The organism is Pseudomonas sp. B21-021 (assembly GCF_024749205.1).
GTDB classification, from domain to species: Bacteria; Pseudomonadota; Gammaproteobacteria; order Pseudomonadales; family Pseudomonadaceae; genus Aquipseudomonas; species Aquipseudomonas paraglycinae.
This window is the reverse complement of the sequence record NZ_CP087192.1, coordinates 4,656,197-4,671,848: the sequence shown is the minus strand read 5'-3', so window position 1 is coordinate 4,671,848 and position 15,652 is coordinate 4,656,197. Positions and strand designations below refer to the sequence as shown.

Annotated in this window: 13 protein-coding genes; 6 read left to right on the top strand and 7 right to left on the bottom strand. The window is 55.3% G+C overall.

Annotation, left to right across the window (positions count from 1 at the left end; all coding sequences use genetic code 11):
* The first annotated feature begins 88 nt into the window (after positions 1 to 88).
* Positions 89 to 1,114, top strand: a complete 1,026-nt coding sequence (locus LOY31_RS20885) for a glycosyltransferase family 4 protein (protein ID WP_085607212.1) — start codon at positions 89 to 91, stop codon at positions 1,112 to 1,114.
* An 82-nt stretch (positions 1,115 to 1,196) separates the two neighbouring features.
* Here the strand turns inward: LOY31_RS20885 and LOY31_RS20880 are convergent, their stop codons facing one another.
* The 6 genes from LOY31_RS20880 to LOY31_RS20855 form a co-directional block, all read right to left on the bottom strand.
* Entirely contained in the window at positions 1,197 to 1,592 is a 396-nt protein-coding gene (locus LOY31_RS20880) for a GtrA family protein (RefSeq protein ID WP_256578480.1), read from the bottom strand.
* 5 nt (positions 1,593 to 1,597) lie between these two features.
* Positions 1,598 to 2,545 carry a WxcM-like domain-containing protein gene (locus LOY31_RS20875; protein WP_085607208.1) on the bottom strand — a complete coding sequence of 316 codons (948 nt, stop codon included), beginning with the start codon at positions 2,543 to 2,545 and terminating at the stop codon, positions 1,598 to 1,600.
* Complete coding sequence (locus LOY31_RS20870; RefSeq protein WP_085607206.1) at positions 2,542 to 3,477, bottom strand: glycosyltransferase family 2 protein; 936 nt, start codon at positions 3,475 to 3,477, stop codon at positions 2,542 to 2,544. Before LOY31_RS20870 ends, LOY31_RS20875 begins: the two co-directional genes overlap by 4 nt.
* Position 3,478: 1 nt before the next feature.
* Entirely contained in the window at positions 3,479 to 4,588 is a 1,110-nt protein-coding gene (locus LOY31_RS20865) for a DegT/DnrJ/EryC1/StrS aminotransferase family protein (protein ID WP_221533134.1), read from the bottom strand.
* Positions 4,589 to 4,663: 75 nt separating this feature from the next.
* Entirely contained in the window at positions 4,664 to 6,712 is a 2,049-nt protein-coding gene (locus LOY31_RS20860; RefSeq protein WP_085607202.1) for a hypothetical protein, read from the bottom strand.
* Positions 6,709 to 8,847 (bottom strand): glucosyltransferase domain-containing protein, encoded by a 2,139-nt coding sequence (locus LOY31_RS20855; RefSeq protein WP_139834514.1) that lies wholly within the window; start codon positions 8,845 to 8,847, stop codon positions 6,709 to 6,711. The genes LOY31_RS20860 and LOY31_RS20855 overlap by 4 nt, the downstream gene beginning before the upstream one ends.
* A 441-nt stretch (positions 8,848 to 9,288) precedes the next feature.
* Between LOY31_RS20855 and LOY31_RS20850 the strand changes: the two genes are divergently transcribed.
* The 4 genes from LOY31_RS20850 to fabF all read left to right on the top strand — a co-directional run bounded on the left by LOY31_RS20850 (position 9,289) and on the right by fabF (position 14,048).
* Complete coding sequence (locus LOY31_RS20850) at positions 9,289 to 11,283, top strand: nucleoside-diphosphate sugar epimerase/dehydratase (protein ID WP_258712161.1); 1,995 nt, start codon at positions 9,289 to 9,291, stop codon at positions 11,281 to 11,283.
* A 110-nt stretch (positions 11,284 to 11,393) separates the two neighbouring features.
* The gene (locus tag LOY31_RS20845; protein WP_085607196.1) at positions 11,394 to 11,729 is read left to right on the top strand and encodes a ComEA family DNA-binding protein; all 336 of its coding nucleotides are present in this window, start codon (positions 11,394 to 11,396) and stop codon (positions 11,727 to 11,729) included.
* 217 nt (positions 11,730 to 11,946) lie between these two features.
* The gene (locus LOY31_RS20840; RefSeq protein ID WP_085607194.1) at positions 11,947 to 12,741 is read left to right on the top strand and encodes an SDR family oxidoreductase; all 795 of its coding nucleotides are present in this window, start codon (positions 11,947 to 11,949) and stop codon (positions 12,739 to 12,741) included.
* A gap of 32 nt (positions 12,742 to 12,773) precedes the next feature.
* Positions 12,774 to 14,048: a beta-ketoacyl-ACP synthase II gene (gene fabF / locus LOY31_RS20835; protein WP_221533132.1), complete on the top strand. Its 1,275-nt coding sequence runs from the start codon at positions 12,774 to 12,776 to the stop codon at positions 14,046 to 14,048.
* Here the strand turns inward: fabF and LOY31_RS20830 are convergent.
* Entirely contained in the window at positions 14,045 to 14,602 is a 558-nt protein-coding gene (locus LOY31_RS20830; RefSeq protein ID WP_221533131.1) for a TetR/AcrR family transcriptional regulator, read from the bottom strand. The two genes, fabF and LOY31_RS20830, sit on opposite strands and share 4 nt — an antisense overlap.
* 175 nt (positions 14,603 to 14,777) lie before the next feature.
* Between LOY31_RS20830 and LOY31_RS20825 the strand changes: the two genes are divergently transcribed.
* Positions 14,778 to 15,629, top strand: coding sequence for a DUF1989 domain-containing protein (locus LOY31_RS20825; protein WP_085683455.1), 852 nt, complete (start codon positions 14,778 to 14,780; stop codon positions 15,627 to 15,629).
* The last annotated feature ends 23 nt before the right edge of the window (positions 15,630 to 15,652 follow it).

The following is a 15,652-nucleotide window of genomic DNA, read 5'->3' as shown; positions in this document are numbered from 1 at the left end:
TTATCGAACCTCATGATCGGCCAGGCGGGCGCAATGGTTTTTGTTTGCCAGTGACGAATGCTGGCTTTTATTTGGAGCTACTGCCGCGATGAATTTCAGCTGGTTTGTGCTGATCGCTTTAATTATTTCGTTCCTTCTGACTGCTGTTTTGCGCCGGTATGCCCTTGCCAGAAGTCTGATGGATATTCCCAATGCCCGTAGTTCGCATACGGTCCCCACGCCAAGGGGAGGGGGTGTTGCGATCGTCGTGACGTTCCTTGTCGCCATGTGCTCGCTGTATGCTGCTGACTTGATCGCATTCAGAGATTTCGCTGCAATCGCCGGTGCTGGCAGCCTGGTGGCGATCATCGGATTCATGGATGATCATGGCCATATTGCTGCGCGCTGGCGTTTACTTGGGCACTTTTGCGCGGCGATCTGGGCGTTGGCCTGGTTGGGTGGCCTACCGCCCGTCAGTGTGTTCGGACAGGTCTTCGATCTGGGCTGGGGCGGGTTTGTATTGGCTAGCCTCTACCTCGTCTGGATGCTCAATCTCTACAATTTTATGGACGGTATTGACGGGATTGCCGGGGTCGAGGCGGTAACTGCGTGTGTCGGGGCGTGCGTGCTGTACGCCCTGGACGGGCATGTCGGGCTGATGGGGCCGGCCCTGCTACTGGCTGGTTGTGCGGGAGGATTCCTGTTGTGGAACTTTCCGCCAGCGAAAATTTTCATGGGCGATGCGGGCAGCGGCTTTCTGGGTATCGTCTTGGGCATTTTGTCGATACAGGCCGCCAATGCCTCATTTGAGTACTTCTGGGGTTGGTTGATCCTGCTCGGGGTGTTCATCGTCGACGCAACTTTCACCTTGTTGCGTCGATTGCTGCGCGGCGAGAAAGTGTATGAAGCGCATCGCAGTCATGCTTACCAATTCGCCTCGCGCCGTTATGGCAAGCACCTGCCGGTGACCCTTGTCGTGGGCTTGATCAATGTGTTTTGGCTCCTGCCGATTGCAGTGGCTGTCACGCACTTCAAGCTGAATGGCTTTGTCGGTGCCGTGGTGGCTTACGTGCCACTGTTCATTCTGGCGTTGCGGTTCCGCGCGGGAAAATCCGAAAAGGATGTTGCGGCATGAACATCGAGGCGGGATCAGCCTGATTGCGCTGATAGCGTTCAGCAATTAAAAAAGGCAGACGGATTATTCCGTCTGCCTTTTTTTAGCGAGTAACCGCTCCGGGTTTGACGAATACCAGCTTCGTCAATACGTATGTAAGTGGTAGCGACAGAATGATCGCCGCCAGTGGAGCCAGGTATTCAGGCAGCGACAGCTGTTTGACCCAGAACCAGACGACAAACATCCCCAATACGTATTGCGCGACGTAGACGAGTGGGAACAGCAGGATCGATTTGATCCCCTGGTGTTCTTTGAAGACAAGGAACCGGCTCATCACGAACGCGAAAACAATCCCGCAAACATAGCTGATCGAATAAGCCCATGTGTAGGGAAGTACACTGAGCAATATGAGATACAGCGCATACGTAATTCCGGTGTTCAGCCCGCCTGTCAGGAGGAACCGGAAAAACCTGATTTCCATCAGTTCGGAAATTTTCACGGCTATTAACCAATCTGCGCTTTTTTCTCGATCAGGAATTGATCGTAATCGCGTATGTAGTCGTCAGCAGCGTAATGCTCGGAAGCAAAAACCAGCAGCACCGCGTCCGCCGAGTACTTGTACTGAATACCCCAGGTCATTGCTGGCAGGAACAGGCCCAGTGTGTGGTGGTCCAGAACAAACTCCTGGCGGTGCTTTCCATTGTCGGCAACTACGTGCACGGTGCCTTTGACCGCTACCAGAAACTGGTGGCATTCGCGGTGAGCATGTTCACCACGTGTTTCAGCAGTCGGAACGTTGGTTACCAGGAAGTAACGCTTCACTTCGAACGGAACGTCCTTACCGCATTCGCCAACGCTCAGGCTGCCGCGCATATCGACGGCTTCCATCATGCGGTGCAGCGTAACGCCACAAGGATGGACATCTGATTGGCCGACTTTTACCGGGTTGTCTACGACTGTGCCTTCGGTAGGCTTGGCATCGACGTAGCCGATGATCTTCGCCGGGTTACCGACCACGATAGCATTCGGTGGAACGGATTTGGTGACGACCGCGCCTGCGCCGACCATTGCCGAGGTGCCAATGGTAATTCCGGGCAGAATCGTCGAATTGGCGCCCAGGGATGCACCTTTGCGGATGATGGTGCGAGAAAACGCTTCCGGATAGATTTTGCTGCGTGGAAACTTGTCATTGGTGAACGTGACGTTCGGTCCCACGAAAACATCGTCTTCTATGGTGATGCCGTCCCAAACCTGAACGCCGCATTTGAGTGTTACCCGGTCACCAATGATGACGTCGTTCTCGACAAACACGTTGTCGCACACGTTGCACTCGGCGCCGATACGGGCGTTCGGTAATACGTGTGCAAACGCCCAGATACGCGAGCCTTTACCGATAGTGGACGATTCACAAATCGCACGGTCGTGAACGAAAAAATCGCGCGAATCAATCATTTATTGGCTCCAAACTCAGAAACTTTCATAGGGATCGCCAAAGGGCGCCCTTTGGTATTTTCATAGGTACGCCAGGCGTACGAACCGATCACGCCGAGCCCCAGCAGATTGAGGCTGCCCAGCAGGGTAATGGTAAACAGTGTCATGGCATAACCAGGGACATCGATCAGGCCGCCTATCTTCGCGAGGATTACACTGACGCCGTATAACGCCGAGAGTGCTGAGCCGGCTGCACCTACACGAATAAGCAGGCGAATGGGCAAGTCCGTGAACGAGAAGACACTGTCCATCAGATAGTTCACTTTCTTTCGCAATGTCCACGCCGACTTGCCGTGTTCCCGGGCAACTCGAGTGTAACTGACTACCTGTCGGCGGAAACCCAGCCAGAAAATCTGCGCGATCAAAGAGCTGTGGCGTTCTTCGAGTTTGAGCAGGTTGTCGCGAAACTCCAGGTTGCAGCCGAACATGTCGACGCCGCCGGCAGGCATTTCCGGGATAACGTAACGTTTGTACAGACCCCAGAAGGTTTTCGACGCCAGTTTAGACAGGAATGGATCGTCACGACCCTCGCGGACACCGACTACTACATCCACCGGCTCGGTATTCAACACCCGGTTCATGGTCAGCACCAGGCTTGGCGGCTCTTGCAGGTCGGCGGCCATTACGGCAAACGTGCGACCCTTGCCATGCTGCAAACCTGTACGTATCGCCATGAAAGAACCGAAGTTCTTCGACAGCAGAATCAGCTGGGAGGCAAAACGTTGCTCGGGCAGGCGATCTCGCAGGATCTCGTAACAGCGATCCGGGCTGCCATCGACCACGAAAACCACCTCAAGCGCGCCTTGAAGCTCGACGTTCAAATCATCGACGGCTTTGAGCAATGACGGCAGCGATTCCTCGTTACGGTAAACCGGAATAACCAGCGAAAGCACCCTAAATCTCCTGCTTGAAGTAGGCGCAAACCACTTCAATGACACGATCGACTTGCTGATCGGTCAGCCCAGGGAAGCAAGGTAACGAGACCAGTCGGGTGCATGCTGACTCGGTCACCGGAAGATTGAATGTTTCGCGCGGTGTGTACGCTGTTTGCCAGTGGTCTGGAACTGGATAGTGAATATCGGTACTGACGCCATGCTCTTTTAGGTAGGCAGTGAACGCTTCACGATGTTCGACACGCATTACGAACAGGTGGGCAACAAAGTCGTCGCCCAGACTTGCAGGCAATTTGACTGGCAGTTGGCTGAAGGCTGCACAGTAGCGGCTGGCAATCGAGCGGCGCTGCTCGTTCCATTGGTCGAGAAGAGGCAGTTTGACCCGCAGGATGGCAGCCTGCATCTCATCGAGTCTGCTGTTACGGCCGTGCGGAACGGTAACGTGATATTTGGTCGACCAGCCGTATTGGCGAAGCGTGAGCAGGCGGGCGGCAATCTCGGAGGATGAAGTTACGATCGCGCCACCGTCGCCCAGTGCGCCGAGGTTTTTGGTGGGGTAAAAGCTGAAGCAGGCCAGGTCGCCGAACGATCCACAAAGCCGATTATCAGAGCGCGCACCGTGGGACTGGGCGCAATCTTCGAGCACGACCGCCCCGGCCGAGCGAGAAATGGCTGCCAGAGTTTCGATGTCTGCCAACTGTCCGTAAAGGTGCGTGACAATCACGACCTTCGCCGGTTGGGCCAGCGCCTTCTCCAGTGATTTCGGGCACATGGTCAAAGTGTTCTCATCGACATCGACATATACCGGCTCGGCGCCGACAGCGTGGATGGCGGTGCTGCTATAAAACCCGGCGTTGGCAACGGTGATAACCCGATCACCCGGGCCCACACCCATGCCCAGCAAGGCGATTTCCAGTGCTTCCGAGCCGTTCGCGACCGAGATGCAATGTTCTGCGCCGACATAGTTGGCGAACTCTCGTTCGAAGTTCTTTACTTCTTCACCCAAAATGTACCAGTGCCGATTAACGACGCGCATAAGCGGTTCGGAAAAATCAATACCGGAATTCGCCGCTACTGCAGAAAACAAAGGAATTTGATGATTTGCGTCCATGATCCATCCAGAATTTTTGACTGCGCACATGATAATGGCCGCAATTTTACTACACATTCAGACAGTGATGTCGGCTCAATCTGGCAGGTCTGAGCCGACGTAATCCGCCGATTTAGGGGTGGTTGGCCGTGTCAGCCACCATGCAGCCGTGAAGATCAGGCACGCAATCGCAGTGATCAGGTACGTCGAATGCGACATCCATGGTCCCTGACGCCCAAAGTACAGCTGCCACAATGGATCACTCATGGGTAAGCCCGCTGCAAAGGCACTGGCTATGGACTTGGCCAGCCAGAATAATGGGGTCGCCATCAGCAGGGAAAAATAAAGAATCAGCTTCGTGGTTTTATCCGAAACTCCGGATTGCGCAACGTACGCTACCAGAAATGGAAGAATGGCGATCCATTGGCGACTTTCGGAACCGACGACCAACAGTGGCAAGAATCCCAATATGGCAATTTGAACGGCGCGCACCGGGCGCGCGCTTCGATTGCTGGTCCACACTAGCTGCAAGGCAATAAGCAAGCATGGGCCAAAATAACTAAAGTGCGAGAGGATGGGTTTGAATGGCGTATTCAAACCTTGATAAAACATGTTCTGCACCAAGTCCGGGCCTCGGAATCCCTGGCTCCAGTCCAGTCCGAAGTAGAGAGTTGCATGGCCGCACGCCGTCGCAATGGCGGCCAGGAAAAACCACTTGATGGACAATACTGGCAACGCACCATCACGCCCCAGAAGTCGACTCCAAAGCCAGGCAACGCCAATCAGGGCCAGAATCAAGTAAGTGGAGCTAAGCCATCTGAGTCCAGGAATGCCCGAGGCAAGTGTAGAACCGACATGTAATAGTTCGCTGTCTTCGATACGTGTGAACCACAGGCACGCATAACCCACCATGGCGGCAGCCAGACCTAGAAAAACCAGCATCCTGACTTTCATGCCGAAAGTCAGACGGTTGATGAAGGAAACTTGCGTTTCTGGCTGTGAGAAGGTGAGAAGCGTCAGCGGCAGGAGAAACAAGCCTGGCATGATCAATGGTGCTATCAGGCAGGTTGCCAGTAGCCATTTGAAGTGTTTGTGCGAAAAGCACCACAAGCTCCAGCACGACAGTACTATTGCCAAATGGTCGCTTAAAAGGGGGTAGTAAGTCGACATGACCAGGATTGGCCACGTCAAAAGTAAGGCAGTTGTGTACTGCACTGCCCGCCTGGTCGGGATGCCGGACTTCATCAAGTAGTCAGTAAATAGCCCGGCGGCTACGCTGATACCGAGCACATTGAAAGACATCTGTACATATAAAAGCTGTTGTCTGGTCAGATCTAGCAGGAACTCTGCTACTACCGTTGGAAAAAAGCCCGTGAGGCGACTGATACGGTAGGGATCCGTGACAGGAATATGCCCGGAATTTTTCCAGTCGAACAGAAGATTCAAATAGGCGTTGCCGTCCCAGCCCGCACCATCGCCCACCGCAATAAGTCCGGTTAATTGATATACGGCTATCAAAAGAAGCGCCGCCAATACCGACATGCGATAGGCGATGCTTTCGTCGAAAATTATTTTCCCGAGGATGAACAGCGTGCAGCTCAGGATCAACCAATAAGCGAAAGTCAGCAGCGCTGCGCTATAAGCTATTTCCTTGAACCTGACCGAGTCGCTGATTTCGAACTTGATTTGCGGGTCGTCATTATCAAACGTCAATGTGACCGAAGACGCTTCGGTCGACAATGACGTTGGTGCATTGCCAGGAGCCAGAACGCTTAGCGGCAGCGCTTGCCGCAGACCCCAAAAGTTTATTTCGCCTTGACTGACACGCATCTCGGACGCAACGTTGTTGGGATCCCAGCGCAGGAAGCGCTGACCTGTCGCGACCGAGAAGCAAACACGCTGAGTACCGGCGTCGATCCTTTGCGAATCCGATTGTGATTCACTGAAAGCGCCAGATTCGCTGGACCAGAACAGTTGCGTCACGCCTTTGGATGACGAATCAATGCTCAAGCAAATGTTGTGTCTGGTGGCGTCGAACGTACCGGTTGCCTTGGCGAGATAAAGGGACGCAAGTGCTGCTAGCAAAGACAGCCCGGCAAGCGCAAGGTAGGCGAAAAAGGGTCGCATGCCTGCCTTGTTAATCATTGCGACTCGACTCGCTTGTACTGTGCGTGCGTCGGGTCGGCAACTTCGCTCAACTTGACAAGATAAACGCCGTTTTCATATCGCACGGAGCCTTCTGCCGGCCATACCGGCATGTTGTCAAAGTGCGGTGTCAACGGAATACGCAGCGCGTTGCCCAAGGCATAAACATTCGAGAAACCGATCAGGCGCATGTACTCCAGCATGCGATAGACGTTGCCTTGGTCCCAATCGAAAAACGAAGAACTCATGGTCGAGGTTTCCGGGCCTGGATAGCGGCTCGCGAATGGCATTCGTCCATAAACATCGACCATGATGCGTTCATTCTTGTCAAATTCCGGGTTGGCCTTGCTGATTCGATCGTAAAGCGCTTCGGCGGTGAATCGGTCGTGGGTCGTGGCCATCATCGTGCTTGCCGAGTATTGACCATTTACCGAAATCATCTGGAATAGCAGTGTGACTGCGAGCACAGCGCCGAAGATCCGCAACAGCCCCTGTTTTTCCAGAACGATGATCGTGGTGAACCACGCAACAAAGGAAATGGCCAGCATGGCGCGCAGAGGCAAATAAATACCTCCGGCGACGAAGTTCAGCAGGAATGGGGAGATCAACAATGCTCCGATGAGGAGAGTCATCCACAAAGCAGCTTTCCAAGTATTCTGTGTGACCAGGAAGAGGGCTGCAAATCCCAATGCGATGGCCGCACTGAAGAATGAAACGCCGTAGCTCAGAGGGGAGCCTGAGTAGAGTTTCCACGCTTCTAACAAAACCAGCTTGGTAATTAGAACAGGGTCCGCGATCAGTTCGTTGATACGCAGAAAGTTATCGATGTAACCACGGTCGGAAGGGTAAGCCAGTTGGGCAAGCTTGTTTATGATGACATAGAAAGCAACGCCGCCAACGAGGGTGCCGAGCAACAAGGCTGCACGCTGGATTGTCGGATAAATTGATAGTACGGCTGTCGGGTTGTCTTTTCGGAAGTTGAAAAGAACGACACCGAGACCGGCAACAATGTAGAACATGACCAGTGATTGGTAGGCGCCGATTGCCACGGACAGCAATACGCTGGAAAGCAACGCCAAGCGGGCAGTTTTGCCTTTCAAGTCGTCGCCGATACGGCATTTTGAAAATACAAAGATGCCGATCGACAGTGCCAGTACGCCTACACCGATCGAAGGAATGTTGGAGTAGAACTCGCCAATGAACCACCAGATCGGGTGCGCAATGAAAATGCAGTAGGCCAGGGCGGCAATCCAGCCGAAGGTGAGGCGGTGTGCCCTGATCAGGAACATGTACGCCAGTGCAACGCAGGCGTAAAAGAAAAGATTAGGAACGAAAGGCATTACTGGCTGAGGGAAGATAAATTTCTCTACCAGATAGGCTGTCCATCGGCCATCGGCGATCCAGATGGATGGGTCGGTACGGAAGGCGCCCCGCTCATCATCAACAGACAAAAAGAAATTGACGACCGGGATAATATTAAGAAAAACCCCGATGCCGAGTAACTTTGTGAATTCGTTAAGGCTGAAGTTTTCTTGTCTGAAGATTGATTTCAATTGTGCGGTATAACCGCGGTCACCCTGCAGGAAGTCTAGGATCCGTGAATGCCATTTGATCCAGGCAAGAATGGCAAATGCGCTGGCCAGTCCGAGCAAGAGCGCGAAAACGTAGCGCACTTTGTCGAGTAACTTGTAGTTAAGGTGAATGTTTATCTGTGGGTCAGTCGCACCCGACGGCGCTGTGAATTTGACAATGTTCGTTTCGCGGGCGGACGCCTCAATCTGTGCCATCGGCGTCAGGTTGTCGAGTTCAATAGAGCGGGTATAAGCCAGCACGCTGATCGTCACAGCCTTGACATAGAAAGAACCGGATTTTTCCAATGGGTCCCAGCGCAGATTCTCATCGTACCTTGGCAACGCAAAGCTAAATGTATGGTTCTCCATATCCAGTTTGCTGATTTTGGAATTTCTTTCCTTATAGTCATCCATGCGTTTGTAAAACAACTGGGACTGCGTCGCAGGGAATTGGCTGGTGCTGATACTGACGACAGGATCCAGCGCAGGGCTTTTCAACAGAATAAAAGCGATGACCAACGTCATGAAAATGCAGGGAAGGACCCATTTGACAATGTTTTTCAAGTTAATGCCGCGCCCTGTTGTTGTCACTTGCTTTCACTTCCTTTTCGTCATTCTGATTGTAATGTCTTCACTTTCGCTGTTGCTGGCCGTACACCAGTGAGCAGTCGCTTCAACAACCAAGCCTGTTCGTGCCCGGGGCATTGGAAAAAACATCCCAGGAGGGGGTTTCTTTTTTGATCCCGAATTCGCGGTGGCGAGGTGCAGGAAATTTGTTGCGCAGTATACTCACTCGACCATGATGTCGCAGCACAGACATCGCATGGTGCAGGTGACGGGTGATAAACAAATGGGGGCGGTGAGATCACCGTAAGACTCAGTGATGGCGGCTCTTGAGGGGGAACGTCCTCATCACATTCTTTTTTCTGTAACGAAGTTCACTACCTCCGTACAATGTACCCGCCGATTAACCAAAGGGAGCAGGCCAGATTGGTACAGGGGAATATGGACAGAATGCGCGAGTTCTTGCTGGGTTTACCGCGCCGCCAGAAGCGATTGATTCAGGTGCTTACAGATGTTTTGCTCGTCTGGGTAGCCTTGTGGTTGGCGTTTATCGTCCGTCTGGGTATCGACGAGATGGTCAATCCGTTGAAAGTGCACTTGTGGTTGTTTGTCTGTGCTCCGCTCGTCGCCATTCCTCTGTTCATCCGGTTCGGCATGTACCGGGCAGTGATGCGTTACTTCGGTAATGACGCGCTGGTGGTGATCATTAAAGCAGTCAGTCTGTCCTCGCTGATCCTGGCTTTGGTGGTCTATTGGTACAGTAATCACGAAGCCATCGTGCCGCGCTCGATCATCTTCAATTACTGGTGGCTCAGCCTGGTGATCATCGGCGGGCTTCGTCTCTGCATGCGCCAGTACTTCATGGGGGACTGGTTCACCGCCGCTCAGCACGTTCCTTTTGCCAATCGCGATGATGGGTTGACCAAAGTCGCTATCTACGGGGCGGGCGTAGCTGGCAATCAGCTTGTCGCTGCATTGCGCATGGGAAGGGCGATGCGTCCCGTAGCCTTTATCGATGATGACTCAGGAATTTCGGACCGCTCAATCTCCGGTCTCCAGGTCTATAAACCCAAACATATTCAACAAATGATTGACGTCACCGGTGCGCAAGAAATTTTGCTGGCACTGCCGTCTTCGACCCGTGCTCGACGCAGGGAAATCCTCAATATGCTGGAGGGTTTTCCTTTGCACGTGCGCAGTGTTCCTAATTTTACCGACCTGGCCAGCGGTCGCGTGAAGGTCGACGACATTCAGGAAGTCGATATCGCGGACTTGCTCGGGCGGGACGCGGTCCCGGCGCAGCATGATTTGCTTGAGCGTTGCATTAAGGGCAAAACGGTGATGGTGACGGGGGCGGGCGGGTCAATAGGCTCCGAGTTATGCCGGCAGATCTTTTCACTGGGGCCAAAATCGCTTTTGCTGTTCGAGCACAGCGAATTTAACCTTTACAGCATTCTTTCCGAATTGGAGCAACGCGCGGATCGCGAGTCGGTATCGACAAAGTTGCTGCCCATTCTCGGTTCGATTCGCCACCCGGAAAAAATACTGGATGTCATGAAGACCTGGAGCGTGGACACGGTCTACCACGCTGCCGCTTACAAGCATGTGCCGATGGTGGAGCACAACATTGCCGAAGGCGTGCTGAACAATGTGATGGGAACACTTAATACGGCTCAAGCCGCATTGCAGGCAGGGGTTTCGAACTTTGTGCTGATTTCGACCGACAAGGCTGTCCGGCCCACCAACGTGATGGGCAGCACCAAGCGTTTGGCCGAATTGATTCTTCAAGCCTTGAGTCGCGAAATCGCCCCCGTCCTGTTTCGCGACAAGGCCAATGTCTCCCGGGTCAACAAAACCCGCTTCACCATGGTCCGTTTCGGCAACGTACTGGGCTCGTCCGGCTCGGTGATCCCGCTGTTTCACAGTCAGATCAAGTCCGGCGGTCCGTTGACGGTTACCCACCCGAAAATCACTCGCTACTTCATGACGATTCCGGAAGCTGCGCAACTGGTGATTCAGGCAGGGTCCATGGGGCAGGGCGGTGATGTGTTCGTTCTCGACATGGGGGAGCCGGTAAGGATCGTCGAACTGGCAGAGAAGATGATCCATCTGTCCGGTTTGAGCATTCGCTCGGAGAGAAATCCGCAAGGGGATATTTCCATCGAATTCACTGGCCTGCGTCCCGGCGAGAAGCTCTACGAGGAATTGTTGATTGGCGACAATGTCGCTGCCACGCCCCATCCAATGATCATGACGGCCAATGAAGATCATCTGGCCTGGGATGTGCTGAAGGGCAGGTTGAGCGAGTTGCTCGGTGCCGTGAACAATGATGATTATTCGCGGGTTCGCCAGATTCTGCGCGAAACGGTCAGCGGTTATACGCCGGACGGGGAAATCGTTGACTGGATCTATCAGCAGCGTCGCCTCGAACCCTGATTGTTTCACATCCTGTAACGGACACGTTTTTGACAGGCTCCCATCATCGCCTAAGTTTGGAGAGCAGCTTCGGAAAAGCTGCTTTCTCAATTGATGATGGAGCGTCACTTATGCGTACCGGATATTTCTACTCCCTGATTTTTGCCTTGCTGACTAGCGCCTCTATTGCCGCCATTGCTGCGCCTCTGGCTACTTCCGAAGCGAACAAGGTGCCCGTGGTGATGGGCGCGTCAGCCACTTCTGAAAATCAGAAGGTCGATCTGAACGGTGCCGACGCGGCCACTCTGCAAAAGGAACTGGCAGGAGTGGGCGAGGCCAAGGCGAAAGCGATTGTTGCTTATCGTGAAACAAACGGGCCTTTTGCGTCCGTGGATGAGCTGCTGGAAGTGAAGGGGATTGGCAAGGCGATCCTGGATCGCAATCGCGACAAGCTGGAAGTGAACTAAGCTGATTGTTCAACGCCAAGGGGCCGGTCATTGACCGGCCCTTTTTGCTTCCCGCTTCCTTCAAGCGTTGCAGAAGGGCTACAGCCTTTCCGTCGGAAAATAGAAAATTACGGCTATCATATTGGTTTCAGATTATGCCTATAATAATTTCAGTCGCCACTGAAGCCCTCTGCTTTTCAGCGGTCGCTCATTTCTCATGCATTCCAGGAGTACCGTCATGAATTCCCCGAAATCCCAAGGCACGGCGCTGGTCACTGGCGCTTCTTCCGGCATCGGTGCGGTGTATGCCGAGCGGTTGGCGGCACGTGGTTTTGATCTGTTGCTGGTAGCTCGCGATCAGGAGCGTCTGGAGTCCGCGGCCAGCAAGCTACGGGACGCACATGGCGTTCAGGTCGAAGTGCTGAAGGCCGATCTGACCCAGAAGGATGAAGTGCTCAAGCTTGAGCAGCGCCTGCGCAGCGACTCCAGTATCAGCCTGCTGGTCAACAATGCGGGCGTAGCGGTAAACGGCTTGCTGGCCAATGCCGATCCCGAGGTGCTGGAGCAACTGATCCAGTTGAACGTCACCACGCTGACCCGGCTGGCAGCCGCAGCAGCCTCTGCGTTCACCCGCGCCGGGCGTGGCACGATCATCAACATTGCGTCGGTGGTGGCGTTGTTCCCCGAGCGTTTCAACGCCACCTACAGCGCCAGCAAGGCTTACGTGCTGAGCCTGACTCAATCGCTCAATACCGAACTCGAAGGCACCGGGGTCAAGGTGCAAGCGGTATTGCCCGGTGTGACTCGCACCGAAATCTGGGAGCGCTCCGGTTTCGATGCCAGCGGCATTCCGGCGGAAATGGTCATGGAGGCGGGCGAGATGGTCGATGCCGCGCTGTCCGGTCTGGATCAGGGCGAGCTCGTCACGATTCCTTCGCTGCCCGATGCGGGCGAGTGGCAAGCGTTCGTCGCCGCCCGTCACGTGATGGCGCCCAACCTGTCCCACAGTTCGGCGGCCAGCCGTTACAAGTAAAAGTCTTTTGAGTCACGAGAGGTCAACCCGATATGGATCAGCGTCGAGTAGTTGTCACGGGTATGGGCCTGGTATCGCCCTTGGGAAGCGGCGTCGAAGTCGTCTGGCAGCGCTTGTTGGCCGGGCGTTCGGGATTGCGAAATCTGCCGGAAGCGGTAATTGCCGATCTGCCGACCCGGGTCGGCGGCGTGGTGCCGACGATGGAGGAGGACGCCGAAGCGGGTTTCGATCCGGATCGCGCCACGCCGCCCAAAGAACAGAAGAAAATGGATCGGTTCATTCTGTTCGCGATGGAGGCAGCCCGTCAGGCGCTTGAACAGGCCGGCTGGCACCCGACCGAGCCCCACGCTCAGGAGCGCACCGCGACCATCATCGGCTCCGGTGTCGGCGGCTTCGGTGCGATTGCCGATGCGGTGCGCACCACCGACAGCCGAGGCCCGCGACGCTTGTCGCCGTTCACCATTCCCTCGTTTCTGGTCAACCTGGCGGCGGGGCATGTCTCGATCCAGCACGGTCTCAAGGGTCCGCTTGGTGCGCCGGTCACCGCGTGTGCCGCTGGCGTGCAGGCGATTGGTGACGCGGCGCGGCTGATTCGCGCCGGTGAGGCCGATATTGCAGTGTGTGGCGGTGCCGAGGCATCAATCGATCGAGTAAGCCTCGCCGGCTTTGCGGCGGCGCGGGCCTTGTCCAGCGGCTACAACGACACGCCTGAACGCGCTTCACGCCCGTTCGACAGCGGCAGGGACGGTTTCGTGATGGGCGAGGGCGCCGGGCTGCTGGTGATCGAGTCGCTGGAGCATGCGCTGGCGCGCGGTGCACAGCCGTTGGTCGAGCTGGTCGGTTACGGCACCAGCGCCGACGCCTATCACCTGACCGCCGGGCCGGAGGATGGCAGCGGTGCCCGACGGGCGATGACATTGGCGCTGGCTCAGGCCGGTATAACGCCGGATCAGGTGCAGCATCTGAACGCGCATGCAACCTCGACGCCGGTGGGCGACCTCGGTGAGTTGGCTGCAATCAAGTCGGTGTTTGGTGCGCAAAAAGCAATCGCCGTGACCTCGACCAAATCCGCGACGGGGCATCTGCTCGGTGCGGCGGGAGGTCTGGAAGCAATCTTCACGCTGTTGGCGATCCGCGATCAGATCGTTCCGCCGACCCTCAACCTGGAAAATCCCGATCCGGCGAGCGAAGGCGTGGACATCGTCCACGGTCAGGCGCGGTCGATGCCGATCGAGTATGCGTTGTCCAACGGGTTCGGCTTCGGCGGGGTCAATGCCAGCGTGCTGTTCAGGCGCTGGCAGGCTTAGTCTTCGGAGCGCTTGAGATGTTCGCGGGTGACGTCGAGGATCTGCTGCGCAAATTCGGCATCCGCAACACTGCGCGAGAGCAGGAGCGCGCCCACCAGCGTCGACATGATGACGATGCTGCGTTGGGCGGCGTTATCGCCTTCGAGCGTGCTCTGGATTTGATCCAGACGCGCCTGGAGCACTTCATCGCTGGTCGGACTCGGCTGGCCGCGTAGCCCAAGCTCGGATGAAATGGTCAGCAGCGGGCAGCCTTCATGAGGAGAGGTCTGGTGCCATTCGGAGAGGTACGTATCGATGAAGGCTTCCAGTGGTTTTTCCTGGGCGAACAGCTCCTCGCACAATCCCGCAACCTGATCGCCGGCCGCTTGCAGGGCTTTTTCAACCAACTCGTCTTTCGATTTGAAATGCGAATAAAAGCCGCCATGGGTCAGGCCCAGCGCCTTCATCAATGGTTGCAGACCGGTTGCACCAATACCGTCCTTGCGAAACCGCTCGGACGCTTCCTTGATGATGCGCTGATGGGTCTGGGCTTTATGATCCTGCGAGTAACGCATTTAAACTCTCCGCAACAAGATCGCCATCTTAACCAATGCAAATTGAATGGTGACTGTACTTCTACTTCTAAAAAAACGTCCGGTGACTCCGACATGTTCGTAACAGCCATCAACGGTTGGCACGGATAGTGGTTGCAGCTTGCAAAGTTGCCATCACTTGAGGAGCAGGAGAATCATGTACAAAGACTACCCGGCCGCCTATCAGGTCAGCAAAGGCTCGGCGTTACAGGTCAATACACCTTTCTACGAACGGATTCGCGATCGCAAGGACGGGCGCACGCTGATCGAACAATTTGAGGTGCCGATCCGCACCGGTCGCGCCTGGCATGTTCCGGCAGGGCATGTGTTTCGTGTCACCACACCGGTCGGGCCCCAAGTGGGCGATTTCAATGTGTGGAACGCACACGATCCGCGTGAACGGATGTGGGCGGCGCGCACCCGGCAGCTGCAGGGCGCGCATGTCAGCACCCATGACCGGTTGTGGTCGAACCTGCCTTTTCTGCGTCCGCTGGTGACGATCACCGATGACAGCCTGGCCGACTATGGCATCGACGAGCACGGCGGGCGCCTGCACGATTTGCTCGGCACGCGCTGCGATCCCTATGTGAACAAAATGCTCACTGGCGAGGATTTTCATCATCACTGCCACTCCAACCTGACCCGCGCCGTCTTGCCCCATGGCCTGACCGAGTTCGATGTGCATGACGTGTTGAACATCTTCCAGTGCACCGGCCTGAATCACGATGACCTGTATTTCATGAAGGCCTGTCCGGCGCAGAAGGGCGATTATCTGGAGTTCTTTGCCGAAATCGACTTGCTGTGCGCGTTGTCGACCTGTCCGGGTGGTGACTTGTCTTTGGCGATGTGGGGGCCGGATGCGCAGGACCCGCTGACCGTATGCCGCCCGCTCGGCGTGGAAATCTATCGTCTGGACGATGCGCTGCTCGAAGGCTGGAGCCAGCCGGAACGTGCGGCGTACAAAGGCCTGCATGGCTTGCACATTGCCAAGGCCGACTGGGAAAAGTAATCGCCACAAAAAAACAAACCCCG